This is a genomic window from Pseudoalteromonas sp. BDTF-M6 (assembly GCF_018334135.1).
In the GTDB taxonomy this organism is placed as follows: domain Bacteria; phylum Pseudomonadota; class Gammaproteobacteria; order Enterobacterales; family Alteromonadaceae; genus Pseudoalteromonas.
In genome coordinates, this window is the sequence record NZ_JAGXTQ010000001.1 from 270,678 (window position 1) to 283,792 (window position 13,115).

Here is a 13,115-nt window from a genome sequence, read left to right on the forward strand (position 1 = left end):
CATTTTTGTGACTATGCAATGAGTGATTATCAATCTGACACAACCCAATTTCGTGGCTGTTGGTATCAACTGATAGGCGGCAGTGCGTTTTCACCCAGAGATTATGGGATCGGCTCCTACAATAGCTATACTCCATTGGGATATAGCGCGTCCTTTTGTCTTGTAGACAGGCTCCGGAATTTATTAAGTTTGTATACAAATCATGATCCTATGATGCTCTTTTATTTCAGCAAACTCAAGGTGAGCGGGCACAATCAACAGACTCACAATTTTATCCCGACATGGATGCTCCCCTGGACAGGCTATTGCGTTCCATGCGACGCCAGCGTATTCAGCCTCCCGCGCTTAATAACGTTCAAGCCAGCCCGATGTCTGATAACTTTTGGTTTTACGCTGATATAAATCTGCCACTAAACTATTGCGGTACTCTGATTATTGACAGAATGCCGATGATTTCTGGCGATGAGAGCGAATTGTATATCCGTGAAGCGATTAAGAATATTGTGGAAAGCGGCAGTCATATCACCCGTTGGACGCTGCAGTTTGTCGTTGGACAACTTATTACCGAAACCGCCCATGAGCCTGATGAGCGCTTGGCGGAATTGATAGAGTGCTACGGCGAACAGGAACCCCTAGAATTAAATGCTGTCATTCCGGTCGAGGTAAAAAATACTAGGGGCTTGAATATGGATTTGGCGTCGGCAGCGTCATCGAACGCACTTCCCCTTAATGACAATGTGTTGTTTAATGATTTTGAGATTGAACCGCCTCAAACCACAAAAAATAATATTTTTTAGCGGCCAATATGCTTTGCTGAAGCTCTTGAACTAATAAACCCTTTACAAATATTCTGAATTTATAGGGTAGTTAGGTTTAAGCCTGAAGGACACAATGCTAGACTGCAACAGACAAGGTTAATTGTAGGGACTCACACGAGGTTTACTATGTCGATTCGATTGCTTTTCTCTCTTTTCATAAGCAGCTTGCTATTACCTAGCTGGGCAATGGGCTATGCAACTATTGAACAACAATTGCAGAGCTTTAGCTTCCCTGACAATTGCACTCAAGCTCCCGTGGTACCAGACTACGACGATAGAAACGTGGATTGGAATGCGCTTGAAAAAAAAGAGACGGAGTGGCGAACTTGCCTGATCAATGCTAAAGGAAAGGATGCACACGCTCTGAAGACGTTCTTTATCGAAATTGGTGGGGATTTAACTCAAAGTCCCATTAACCGTAAACTCTACCCAAAATACCCGCGTAACTGTCAGTGCGGTCAACTAATGGATCAACTGCTGGGGCAGTTATCAGTTCGTGAACAACAGCGATATACACGTTTTCAGCAGTATATTGCCGATCATGAAGAACGTAATCGCAGAGTTGATGAGTATAATCGAAATGTTGCTAAAGCGAATCAGCGTAATTTTGAACGCCAGTTAAGAAAGGAGCAAAAGCGTGAGCGCGAAGCTACCTACGACGCTATTTGGCGTGGAATGCAAAACGCCCGCTACCAGAACTGAAAAGAAATTATTAGGGTCAGGTCTTGCATTGTGGACACCCTGAACAATCATTTAGTATGAATGAATAGGTTCGAAAGACTATATTTTGTTCAAAGATGACCTTCTGTTCTCTACTTATTCTTACTTCAGTCTAAATCCCCCTATAACGAAGATACTTAGAATTAAGGTCGCATATCGATAATACTGAGGACGCTCAATCCCTACTTAGAAAATGCCGTCTCCCGTTGCTCCCAGGTAATGGATCTCGACAGAAGATCTTTTGGGGTTATCTAACCGATGGGAATTGGTGAATCTATGGCGCTGGAAAGTAATCTTGCAATCAGCAAAGCGCCACGAGAAGGTTGCTTTTCTATGGCAGATAAATAGCAATGATGGAACACTAAAATTATAAAAACGTTACTTCGATATTACCTCAAATCTGGCGTACCAAACTATGCACCTCACATCTGCCTAAAGCATCCGTAACTTAGTTAAAAAGTGATCCTTTGCCCTTCAAGTGATTATGAATCCTTGGGTATTAATATTCTCTCACTTATCTGTTGATGTGTACTTGGTTTGTCTATTTGATACGTAATCAGGTCTTGAGGGAGATTTGGTTTGAGTAAATCGTTAAATAACTCGTTATCAGTCAATGAGCTGTCGAGCCACATATTCATCACTTCATCCCCCTGGGGTAGCATGAGCGGCATGGCTTTTGAGTGGATGTGCTTTAGCTTGTTGTGCGGCGGTAGTGTTATGACGGAGCAACTTAATGCACGCTCACCTGTGAGCGGGTGAAGCCACTCGCGGTATAGCCCACCAAAGGCAATAGCTTCCCCCTCTAACGCTTCAAAATCATAATAATGAATGGGCTTCTTATTCACATATTCAGTCTCACCGAAACCTGAAGCCGGAATAATGCAGCGAGTCTTTCTAAATGCCTCAAAGCCAGCACTTCGAAGGACATTTAGCTTGTCGTAACGGGTATTAAAGGATGTGTATTTTGAGGGCTTAAATGAACTCTCTGTTCTCTCAAGTAACAACCACCAGGTGGCTTTCTCTGCCCGTCGTTGACTCTGTTGTTCCCTTATTATGGTAATTGGGCTGGCTGCGCGTAGAAAACGTCCCTCCTGGAGTGGCTCAGACCAAAACTGAATATTAAGCTGCTGGATTAGGCGCTTTACACCTGAGCTAGCAGCGACACTTAACCTGCCACACATACTTTTCTCATTAACGGACCATGTATCCAATTTAGACTACAGACTATTAGTTCTGTAGAAATATTTTCATTGCTCTCTGTTCTAACATGATAGAGTTAAATATACTGTATGTATATACAGTTTTGGTTGTTGTTATGAAGGTTATTCCTATTTACATAGAAGCTGGGATCACGGGCTTTGAGTCACCAGCCGCTGAATATACAGAGCTTGGCCTGTCATTGGACGAGCTGCTTATTAAACACCCACATGCAACTTTTATCGGGCTCGCGAACGGTGACTCAATGCAAGAGGCGGGTATCTTTGACGGCGATCTATTGATTGTGGATAGAGCCGAAGCAATCCAGCACGGTGATATCATCGTTGCCAATTACAATGGCGCATTTGTTTGCAAACAGCTTGATAAACATCAAGGACGACTGTTATCAGCATCTCCTGGCTATGCTGCCGTACAAATTAAAGAAGGCGATGAATTTCAAGTTGAAGGGGTCGTTACTCGCTCAATACGCTTACATCGTAAAGCAAAAGAGCTCTTGATATGTACGCATTAGTTGATGCCGTCGCCTTTTATGCCAGTGCTGAAAAGGTGTTTGACCCAAGCATAAGAAAGCGCCCCGTAGTTGTTCTAACTAACAACGATGGATGTGTGTGTGCGGTGAGTCCGGAGGCCAGGAAGCTCCAAATTCCAAAGTTTGAGCCTTACTTCAAACTAAGGCACCTGCTCAACAAACATAATGTCGTGGTGCGCTCGTCCAACTATGAGCTTTATGCAGACCTGAGCTCACGTATGATGGATGTTATAGGGCGTTTTAGTGACAATCAGTACATCTACTCAATTGACGAGTCCTTCCTGAGATTTGCTGGCTATAACGCACTGGTAAATGATTGGCACCAGTATGGCCAGGACATTCGCAGAGCTGTTTGGCGGGAGACTAAGTTACCCGTTGGCGTAGGCTTTGGTTTAACCCCAACACTTGCTAAAGCAGCCAATCATGCAGCTAAAAAGTTGGAAGGTTTTAAGGGGGTAGCGGTCATTGACGACAACCATTCTGCCAAGGCTATCCTATCCAGGATGAAAGTCACGGATGTATGGGGCATTGGTGGCCGTTTGGGGAAAAAGCTCAACATCATGGGCGTTCAGAATGCCTGGCAGCTTGCGTGTCAAAGTCCAAAGAATATGCGTCGGCAATTTTCTGTTGTAGTAGAGCGTACAGTTGAAGAGTTAAACGGCAAGCTTTGTTTGTCATGGGATGATGTCAAAAGCCCGAAGCAGGAAATCTTCTCGACGCGGAGCTTTGGTGAGCGGATAACGAATATTAACGACTTAAAAGCCTCATTAATCACGCATTGTGGAATAGTAGGGAAAAAGCTTCGGCAGCAAGCCTCTCTTACTCGTCGTATCATGATATTCGCTCATAGCTCCCCCCACGAAGATAATTTCTATAAGCGCAGTTACCTGTATGACTTTCCCGTGCCAACTAATGACAGCCGCATTATTGCCAATGCGGTTAGCGAGGTAATGCCTTATTTGTACGCACCTGGTGTGCGATTCTATAAGGCAGGTTTAGGTGCAATTGACCTGGTTTCTGAGCAGTTTATGCAGGCCGATTTATTCACCCCTTGCCTGGACAACAAAAAACTTATGAACAGCATGGATACAATCAACCAGCTCTTTGGCACTGGCACCATAAGGCTAGCTAGCGCACAGCAAAATCAGCGCTGGTCAATGCGACGCGATTTTTTAAGCCCCAGATATACAACTAGGTGGTGTGATATCCCTCGAATATTGTGCTGATGGTTTGGAGGCAGAAAGGTTGGGCGTTAGTGCATGGCTATTGAAGGCTTGTAGTTGAAGGGCTGGAATGTGCCATTGTGATACGCTTTTTCTCATTATAAGTATTTATAGATTAACTGTAATAACGGACGCTAAACTAACTATTTTGGACAAAAAAATATAGATAAGAAGGGCGGCTCAGTATCGTTGTGAACCGCTCAGCTTCTATTAAAGGGTTTATATCTAAAAAATAGGGTGATGTTCATACTAATTCTCATTTTGACATAATAGCTGTTGCCTCTACAGCAGGTAATGTTTGTTAGTTCAATATTTGAAAGTAACAAACACTAACCTGCACCAGTATTTTAAAAGAAAAGGGCTTGGTTATTACACGGCTGATAAGAAAAAACCAAACTAAATATCAATATTTGAAGCTTTCCTTAGTTTTAGCGTTGATTCAAGCTGCTTGAAATTTTCGTTTAAATATTGCTTTTTTCTTTCAGAAATTAGCTTTTCCAATGTTTTACCAGTTGTGTATTTTAATCGAACGACGACACCTGAATCGGTTAAGTTTAAAATGTATTCAACACCTATGTTCAAAGAGGAAACTTCATTGCTTCTAAAAAAATCATTCTTGATGGAAAAGTTATAGTTAATTATTTTAGAACCCTGCTTATAGTCTGGAGGTGTTCCATATTTATTGGTGATTGCCATAGAGATATCTCTTATAGATGCTCCTTTGTAAAATCTTTTAAGTAAAAAAAACCCTACTTTTCCATCTCTATCTGTTTCTATTATTTCTATTTTCCAAGTTGAAGGTATTAAAGAGTTGTCATCCAGGGATTTAAATTTATTTCCTTTTCCTTTGGTAAATTCATTTGTTAAACTTTTAATAAATGAGTTAAGCTCCTCCTCAGAAACTTCATATTTTTCATATATATCATTAAGGTCTTTATAGTCCGAATAAGTAGGGTGTGCTCCTTCCTGTGACATGCTACTGACTATATATTCGGAGTCTTCGAATCCTGAAATTTTTGCCTTTTTAATCACCGGACCAAATTGATTTTCTTGATATTCATAAAAATTCACGTTGAGTTCTGTACCGAATTGAACACCGTTGTAATTATTACTTATAAATGCTTTGTTTCTATCATCTAAAGTAGCAAACTCTCCTTTTTCTTTTTTGTTGATTGATTTCGAAAGCTGGTTATTGCCATCGAAGCAAAGTAGAATTGTTCCTACATCAATTTCCTTATCGCCAGAATATCGGTAGCGCCCTCTTACATTTTTTCCTAAATTAATGTTCCACATCATAGTGTCACTTGAAAAGTCCCCGCCGAAGTTAACGGAATATCTATTGTTTTTATTAGGGTGAGTGTTAGATTTTCCTAATAAAAGATCTTCAATTTTGTTTTTTATATTTCCTCTAAATAGTTTAGGGTTTAAGTCTGGTATAAAAAAATCAAAACTGTTTTCCATGCAATATTTCTGTGCAGCACTTTTTCCTATCATCCCTTCTTTCTGAACAATAATGGGATGTAAAGTTAAAATTTCTCCTTTGTGCTCGATTGAAATGGAAGCAAGCTTATTGCTGCTAGGAAACGCAGAAATCGAGAAGAAAAATAAGAATAGTAATGCTTTTAATTTTAACATAATCATTCCTTTTTTAGTAAAACGTAGAGTGAAAATTGCACCATAAAATCAGGTTAAATATCTTGATTTTTATTAGAGAACTTTTTTCAAACATTTATGACAAATATTGAGTTTAGCCCGTTCAATTATTAAGTCAAAAGTAAGCTAAGATTGACGTCCGCTATGGAGAAAAATGGATGAAACTGAGAAGCATAGTGAGCATCTCTAGTTCGCTCAAAGATGACCTTATCTTCCCTGTATAATTTCTTCAGTCTAAATTCCCCTTTAACGAAGATACTTAGAATTAAGGCCTCATCTCGATAACAAGAGGACGCTCAATCACTACTTAGAAAATGCCGTCTCCCGTTGCTCCCAGGCAACGGATCTCGACTGGAAACCTTTAGGGTTATCCAACCGAGGGAAATTGGTGTACCCACGGTAAGAGCTGGCACTGGGAAGGCTAGCTGGGTTAGTTGTACGAATGCGTTGCAAGTGGCCCTGGTGAATGGCAGAGCAATAATGTGAATAAGCAGGCACGTGTGCCTGCTTTTTTCTTTTCCAGCGCAGAAGGCTTTCGTGTCGGGGTAAACGAACGCCCTTAATTCCTCTGCCTCGGTGCTATGTACTCATGCAGGTCAAAAAATAGAGGAGTTTCTGCATGACGTCTAAACAAAGATTGGTTCTTACTACTTTAGATAAGCTTTGTTGGCTATTTATGAGGGTAGGGGATGTTTTGTTATTTGTGTTCCTGGTCGACATGCTGGTGCCGATACGTCAGGCATTGGGTTGTCCGCTGCAAACTATGGATATTCTGATTGCTTTAGTGTCAGCCTGGATGGGAGCGCTGCTGTTGTGGATTGTGCAGTTAGAGCTATCTAATAAGTATGAGTAGTTCCCCGAGTGAACGCTTATTTAGTTATGCAGTTGAATAAAACAGGAGGACGGACTGCATGAATCGAATGAGTAAAAGACAATATATTATCCGGGCAATACATGAACTGCTTCATACATTTGCTTTGGTAAACCTGGTTATCTGGATAAGTAACTGGCTTGGCCTGGTCACAGTCAATACAACTTACAAGTTGAGTGACATAACAGGGCTTATGATAATCACTGGCATCTATGTGATGTCCGTTGCACTCAAGGTTTGGAGCCTTGGTAAGCGCAACATATAACACTGTCGGCACCCTCGGGTGCCGATTTCTTATGAGTAAAATTATTCAGCTCACGCAGATATACCAATTATTTGCTGAATCCCAAACAATAGCGCCAATTGGTGCGCTCAAGCCATCAAGGCTAGGAGTTGTGTCACTTAAATATCGTAGCGTGCCACTTTTTACGGTGTAACCTTTTATTCTAAGTTTTAGTCTGTTTTTATCAGGTGAGTGCCCTTCGATAAATGCTAGTACTTGACCATTTTCATCGCTCCTGTCAGTGGCAAATTCTTGCCTATGCAACGAGCTATAGCCAACACCAACGTAGTTCAGTTGTCCATCTCTACAAACTTGTGAACCTATATTGGCTGGATCCTGTACAGCTTTCAACTGAGCTGCTCGAGCAACTTTTTCCTCAAATAGCCTCTTATCTAGCTCTTCACTCACAACATGAAGAAGATAACCCTCAGCTTGGTGTGTAAGGTTTTCATCTGCAAATTCGTGGTTCTTATATTTATCTAAATAGGCTGTTAATTGATGTTTGGCGCTGTTTGAGCTTAGTGCTGAAAGCTCATCTCTTTGCTGTTGAACGAAATGTAACTTTAGGCTCTGTTCTAAAGACTCTTTTTTAACTTGAACCTCGTCATGTAAGGTGTTCAAACTTTCTGCAAAAGCTTCTACTTCGGGAAAGCTATTAAACGTATTTTCGTATTTGAAATACTCATATGCTGAAAGGAGTTCCATTGAACTATATCTCTGGCGCAATGTGTTGTAGCTTAACGCTTCTCCTTCTAGTTTACTAAGTTCTTTGGATAGGGGTCCAAACGTTGCTTGTAACTTCGCTTCCCCCCCTATTTTTGTTAAGGCATCGGTATATGCTTCTGTATATTCTTCCGGTTGAAATTCAACTAACATATATGACGCTATTGCAGCAGATAAGCCGACAGTTGCGATGGCCATCTGTGCATTAGCGATAGCATCATACTGCCTCTCCATAAACCTGATCTCACTTGCGGTTGAGCAAGGATTATTTGACGAATCGTTACCAGTTACTGTAGTCACTGTGCATCGTTGTATGCGTTGATAGTCCCATGTTGGCTCTGATGTCATAAGGTTTACCCAGGCATAGCTTTTGTTATCGATCTTTCTTTTATCTAAAGTAAATTCAGTAAATTCGTAGCCATCATCAATTTTTTCTAGTTTTGCAAAAATATCTTTTTTATATGCTGTGGTTGGCTTAAAGAGGTTTGTGAGGTGGGAGTTATCGATACGACCATTAGAGGTTGTGGAGGTACTAGCACATCCCGTTAGTGCGGATGATATAAGTAGAGCTAGTCCAAGCTTTTTCATTTTTTGTTCCTTTAGTGTGTAATAGTTATTTTAATTATTTGCAGTTATTCTAATGAAGATAAATTAACATTCAATATAACACTATGAAATTATTGTTTTTTCTTTTTTGTTGACGGCAGGGCAGCTGTTAATTGACTGACAACATAATTTTAAGTGTAAAAAAGCGCGTTTATGAGCTCGGTGAATTTTGTCCTGAAAATTAACTTCTCTTGCAGCAAGGTCGCCTCCTGAGTGGTGAGATACGGCGCTTTGCTTTTCTTGTCATATCGATGCGGGAGCTCATCAAGTAACTGGCGTTGAAAGCGCCTGGTGTCGTCAATTACTCTGCCTGAGCTGCTGACAAAAAAGACCTTATCAAACAGTGGGCGCTGACAAAGCATATTGTTGGCAAGCTTCAGTAAGGTGGCCTCCACCTTGTTCTTATTTTTAAACGAATTCTCCAGCTCAATTGCAGCGGTACTGTAATCTGAGTTAATGACAACGGCATCAACGTTTTTGATGTCGTTGGACGGGTAGAGGCGTTTAAATTCTTTCTCGGTGACAAAGCCTCGCCATAGCGGGGCAGGCTGACCACTGGTGGTTTTGTTATGCACTCCCTGCATCAACACAAATTGTAAGATGGAATCGTGCATGATGCTGTTCTGATTGAGCTGCTCAATGGGATTGGTTTTGGACCGAAACAGTATTTCATGGCGTATTACTTCCTCAGCATATCTGGCACCGGAAAAGGTCAGCACGTAGACAACCCCATCCGCGGCGCGGCTGGTTTTTACTTTTGCGAGTAACTGTTTTTTGGTCAGCTTGTTTAGTAATTCGGTGACCTTGTGTCTTTGTATTTCGAAAATGGCCGTTAAGGTGATGGCTGAGACAAAGCCAAATCGCGCTGCCAGTACCACGGCTATCTCTTCTTTTCTTCTGGCCTTGTGTCGATTGCTCAAGTCCTTTGAGTAATACATATCGATTTCAAAATAGGGCTGATACACATTCCAGTTGGTAATACGTTCGGTATTGTCGAATAACAGCATAAGACTCCTTTGTAAGTTTATTGAGTAGGACTTTTACAAAGGTTCGTACTGTGCAAAATCGCGCAGTTTTCAGATTTCTATTGGGTAACTGAGTCGGTGTTTTAGTCGCGGCGCACTACCCAATAGAGCACCTGACGCTTTACCACTGTCAGCAGGAAGACATTTAAAAACTCAAAACGGTATTTTGATTTTTATCGCTTGAACCGCCCGCCAGCTCTGGATGTTGACGTTCGTCAACGAGCTGGCTCTACGTCACTTTGTGACTAGCTCATCAAGCTCAGCGCATGTTCGGCTGCGCCGCACTAACCCCATTTTTACCATGCTTAGCTATGCAACATTCAGTTGTGTTGCTGGCATAGCCAATCAGTCTACTCGGTTCCTCGTATGCCAGGGGTTTGGCACTTACACGCTTCGCTGCTGCGGCCAAATTTTTGCGCGGCAAAAACAAAACTGGGGTTAGTTCGCCGATGCGAACATGCGCTGCTTCACGTTGACATGTGCTTCGCAATGACAACATTACGCGATTTATTGGTTTGATTCTCAAACGCTTTTTATTGCAGCCAAAGCCTTGCTTTGCTGCGGGTGTTTGCGCTTCGCTTTCATTAACTAACGGTGCTTTAGAATGAGCAGAACTAGGTGAGTAAGAGGGAGGGGGAACCTAAAGGGATTGCTTGAGCGAAACAATTACATTGTTGCTGAGCTATCGCAGTCAATGAAATTGAAAATGCCATATTTTTTATTAATTTACTAGTAACACACAGCAATTTAAACAACGTTAGGGTAATAAAAATATGACGCTATTAAGCCAACAGCTGTTCGGTCATTGTGACTGTGAGAGCGATACCACCTCATCTCAAAGCAATGAGGTAGAAGCCATCTTATCGGAGCCTCAAGTAAATCCGGCCAACGGCTTACCGATGATTGCAGACTCCATGATAGACGTGAGCGGTAACGTTTACGGCACAAGCTCACAGGATATGACGCCGTCATTATGCACTGACAGCCATGAACTTACGACGCTCTGTGAACCATCAATGGGTAGCGTGGAGGAGTTAAACAGCGATGCAGGATTCATCCTTGAGGATGATAGCTTTAACACCTTTTCTGATGACAGCGGAGCCACAGATTGGGGCACCGGATTCTCAGACAATGCGGTGGGAGAGTGGTGACAGGCTAGTGTGCGTTTAAACCTATTATGTCTCTAAGTTGTTACTAGCAACGTCAATCAAAGGCACCTGTTTAATTGTTTTAGCTGGTGCCTTTTTTCACACTAATGCCTATCAGCAAAATGTTGTTTTTTACTCCTTTGGAAGCGGAATTTTTGTTAGTTAGGAGGTGCTTCTTTGTAATGTAGTAGCGGTGTTTGCTTAATCATTTTTTTTTGATTTAAAAAGCTTTTGTTCAAATAACGAAAATGTTTTAGGTCAACGAGAGTTTAAAAATGAGAAAATTAGTACCGCTTAGCAAGTATTGTGAACTTTCCGGAGAAAAGAGAAAAGCAGTTGAGCGTCGCATTGAGCGCGGAATATGGGCTTATGGTGAACAGGTTTTAAAAATTAAAGGAGTTCGCGAGCGATGGATAGACCTAGCCGCAGTTGAGGCTTGGGTTCGACAAAGCACAATGCACTGAAGGGTTGTACTCACATTAATAAAAAGCAAGTACCGAAAAAATCAGTGAGCTAAGCACCATACGTGGTGCTTTTTTTATGTTATTTAGAGCGAAAGAAATTGGGGTATTTAAGTTATGTAGGAGAGTTTATAGCAATTACATTGTTGCTGAGCTATCGCAGTCAATGAAATTGAATTTGCCATATTTTCCAGTAAATTACCAGCAATAAATACAAGCTTTTGTCAGGCGAGGTTTATTGTTAGCTCACAACAATAAAGTAAAGCGTTTTTTGTTTTGCATAATCCTAATTCTTTTTTTTTTAAATTTTCTGTTCAAATTTATTACTCATTAGCAACTCATTAAGAGGCTCATATGTTAAGAGTTTTACCACTTCAGATGTATTGCAAAGAGTTTGGCGTTGATAAGACTGAGATCGAACGATTGATAGCATCAGGGGTTTGGATTTACGGAAAACACATTCGCAAAGTAGAAAATGTACGCGAGAGATGGATAGACCTAGACAGTGTTGAAAGCTTGAACTAGAACAAAGTGGAAAGAAAATGACAATAAAGGTAGATAAGAGTTTAAAGCTTCAACGCGGCGTGACCGTGCGCAAGAATCGTTATGGTGTGCCTACGAGTATCCAAATTTGCTTCAAATACAAAGGTCATACTTGCCGTGAAAAAGTTAACTATCCGTTGACACAGCAAGGTGTAAATAGCGCTATTTATTTGCTTGGTAAAATTAAGACCGAAATTCAGCAGGGGACGTTTTACTATGCAGATCATTTTCCGAACTCTAACCGACTGACAACTTTTGGCCATGCTAAACGTGGGGCCGTAATTGCGGATTACTTAAACAAGGTTATAAAAAACAGTCAACAGAGAGAACTTGCTAAGTCGACTATCACTGGCTATGAAAAAGCGCACTCAGCATTGAAAGCGCTCTGGACTGTGCCCGTGGGTGAATTGACATTGATGATAATTATAAATTTTTTGAAAGCGCAGAATTGGTCTAGTAAGACAAGCCGGAATCGTATCTCAGTCCTTAGCAAAGCTTTAGACTTGGCTGTTATTGATGAACTTATTAATTCCAACCCACTGAAAAAGCTTAAGCTATCTGAGCATGTCAGAGTTAATAACAAAGTCAGTTCGAGGGGGAAACATGAAGATGTGAATCCTTTTTCTCCAGCTGAAATCGAAAAAATCTTGGGCGCTGCTAGCGGTACAGATCGTGCAATTATTGCGCTGTGCAATGACACAGGTTTGCGTAGCAGCGAATGGGTCGCTTTAAAAAAAGAAGATGTGTGCTTTGTCTCAAAAACAATTTCTATTTACGAAGCTATAGTTGAGGGAGTTACGAAAGACCCTAAATCAAAAAGTGGAAAAAGGACAATTCCTGTGTCAGATACAGTTATGTCTTATCTTGAAGAAGAGATGAATAGTCAAGATAGTGAGTACGTGTTTTTAAATAAGAAAGGAAATCATTTCAACCAAGACTCTTTTAGAAAGCATCGCTGGTCGAAAGTAATTGGTGAAGCAGGTGTTAAATATCGTTACCCTTATCAATTGCGTCATACTTTTGCTAGCCGACTAATTTCTGAGGGTGAGAATGTGTGGAAAGTATCTAAATTGCTGGGCCATAAATCCCCTGAGACTGTCTTTAAACATTATGCCCAATATATTGAAGCTTATGAGAAGAAGGTGGAGACTTTAAGATAACAGCCTTAGTTAGGCCTTCTCGTAAAGTTTATATCAAAACACCGCTGTAGAGCGGTGTTTTTCTTGATGTTAAGAAGTTTCAACCTAATTAGGGATGCAGTCTGAGTTAACACTCCTTAGCTAAGCTGAATGCT

General features: G+C 41.1%; 11 protein-coding genes. 7 read left to right on the forward strand and 4 right to left on the reverse strand.

The window, feature by feature from the left end; genetic code table 11:
• Positions 1-314 precede the first annotated feature (314 nt).
• Both KD147_RS01215 and KD147_RS01220 read left to right on the forward strand, forming a co-directional pair.
• Positions 315-797, forward strand: coding sequence for a hypothetical protein (locus KD147_RS01215; RefSeq protein ID WP_212546606.1), 483 nt, complete (start codon positions 315-317; stop codon positions 795-797).
• 147 nt (positions 798-944) lie between these two features.
• On the forward strand, positions 945-1,520 hold the full coding sequence (locus KD147_RS01220; protein WP_212546607.1) for a hypothetical protein: 576 nt from the start codon (positions 945-947) through the stop codon (positions 1,518-1,520).
• 500 nt (positions 1,521-2,020) lie between these two features.
• Here the strand turns inward: KD147_RS01220 and KD147_RS01225 are convergent, their stop codons facing one another.
• Positions 2,021-2,719: an SOS response-associated peptidase family protein gene (locus KD147_RS01225; RefSeq protein WP_212546608.1), complete on the reverse strand. Its 699-nt coding sequence runs from the start codon at positions 2,717-2,719 to the stop codon at positions 2,021-2,023.
• A 134-nt stretch (positions 2,720-2,853) separates the two neighbouring features.
• Here KD147_RS01225 and KD147_RS01230 point away from each other — a divergent pair, with 134 nt between their 5' ends.
• A complete protein-coding gene (locus KD147_RS01230) occupies positions 2,854-3,267 on the forward strand; it encodes a LexA family protein (protein ID WP_212546609.1) in 414 nt (137 codons plus the stop codon).
• Complete coding sequence (locus tag KD147_RS01235) at positions 3,255-4,511, forward strand: Y-family DNA polymerase (RefSeq protein WP_212546610.1); 1,257 nt, start codon at positions 3,255-3,257, stop codon at positions 4,509-4,511. The genes KD147_RS01230 and KD147_RS01235 overlap by 13 nt, the downstream gene beginning before the upstream one ends.
• 393 nt (positions 4,512-4,904) lie before the next feature.
• Here KD147_RS01235 and KD147_RS01240 read toward each other — a convergent pair whose 3' ends face one another.
• Positions 4,905-6,143 (reverse strand): hypothetical protein, encoded by a 1,239-nt coding sequence (locus KD147_RS01240; protein ID WP_212546611.1) that lies wholly within the window; start codon positions 6,141-6,143, stop codon positions 4,905-4,907.
• Between the two features lie 712 nt (positions 6,144-6,855).
• Between KD147_RS01240 and KD147_RS01245 the strand changes: the two genes are divergently transcribed.
• A complete protein-coding gene (locus KD147_RS01245; RefSeq protein WP_212546612.1) occupies positions 6,856-7,014 on the forward strand; it encodes a hypothetical protein in 159 nt (52 codons plus the stop codon).
• A gap of 328 nt (positions 7,015-7,342) precedes the next feature.
• Here the strand turns inward: KD147_RS01245 and KD147_RS01250 are convergent, their stop codons facing one another.
• Positions 7,343-8,626: a hypothetical protein gene (locus KD147_RS01250; RefSeq protein ID WP_212546613.1), complete on the reverse strand. Its 1,284-nt coding sequence runs from the start codon at positions 8,624-8,626 to the stop codon at positions 7,343-7,345.
• Between the two features lie 149 nt (positions 8,627-8,775).
• Complete coding sequence (locus KD147_RS01255) at positions 8,776-9,651, reverse strand: hypothetical protein (protein ID WP_212546614.1); 876 nt, start codon at positions 9,649-9,651, stop codon at positions 8,776-8,778.
• Between the two features lie 791 nt (positions 9,652-10,442).
• Between KD147_RS01255 and KD147_RS01260 the strand changes: the two genes are divergently transcribed.
• Both KD147_RS01260 and KD147_RS01265 read left to right on the forward strand, forming a co-directional pair.
• A complete protein-coding gene (locus KD147_RS01260) occupies positions 10,443-10,820 on the forward strand; it encodes a hypothetical protein (RefSeq protein ID WP_212546615.1) in 378 nt (125 codons plus the stop codon).
• 1,000 nt (positions 10,821-11,820) lie between these two features.
• Entirely contained in the window at positions 11,821-12,981 is a 1,161-nt protein-coding gene (locus KD147_RS01265) for a site-specific integrase (protein WP_212546616.1), read from the forward strand.
• The last annotated feature ends 134 nt before the right edge of the window (positions 12,982-13,115 follow it).